The sequence below is a fragment of the Pontibacter sp. LHS1 genome (genome assembly GCF_058932855.1).
In genome coordinates, this window is the sequence record NZ_JBZYWF010000037.1 from 1 (window position 1) to 659 (window position 659).

The window sequence follows — 659 nt, forward strand, 5'->3', positions numbered from 1 at the left end:
AGGATCTTGGTGCCGTTTCTCCAGATCTCGATCAGGCCGTCAGAGCCGTAGGAGTGGATGAAGTGGAACACGTACTCCTGCCAGGTGTCCTTGGTGATCTGGCCCAGGTCGATCTCCTTCAGGGAGCTGGCGTTGTTGCCCGTGCGCAGGATCAGGCGGTCCTGGCGAACGCGGAGCGAGGTGGCCTGCGTGCTGCTCGAGGTCTGCCACCACTGGCTGATCAGCTCAGCACCTGAGTCAGAGGCGTAGTCCTTGGATGGGAAGTAGGCAGCGAAGCTGTACCAGCGGTTCTTGTTGGTGGCCGGGTCGGCCACGATCACCTCGGCGCGGGTGCCGTTGGCTACCTGGGCATCACCGCTGCGCAGCTCGAAGCGGCCCGACTTGGCGCCGCGGAACACCGGGTTGCTCGCCATCTGGAAGGCGTAGGAGGTGCCGAACTGCTTGTGGCGGCCGGCGAAGGCCGCGCTGCCCTCGAACGTCTCCTCGAATATGTGGTTGGCCGTCGCGTTCTGAGAGGCCTCGGCGCTCATCTCTGCGGAGGGCGAAAGCTCCTCCATTTCTTTTTTCTCGCATGAAAAGGCTAGGGCGCCGGCCAGCATTGGCAGCACCACGTTGCGGAATCTCAATTTCATCTTGTTTTGGCTAAAGTTGAAAATTTA

1 protein-coding gene is annotated in these 659 nt (G+C 61.2%); it reads right to left on the bottom strand.

The features are described from left to right. Positions 1-632: polysaccharide lyase family 20 protein (locus AC5FXQ_RS21775; protein ID WP_493604514.1), on the bottom strand; the 632-nt coding region annotated here is incomplete at its 3' end. Between the last annotated feature and the right edge of the window lie 27 nt (positions 633-659).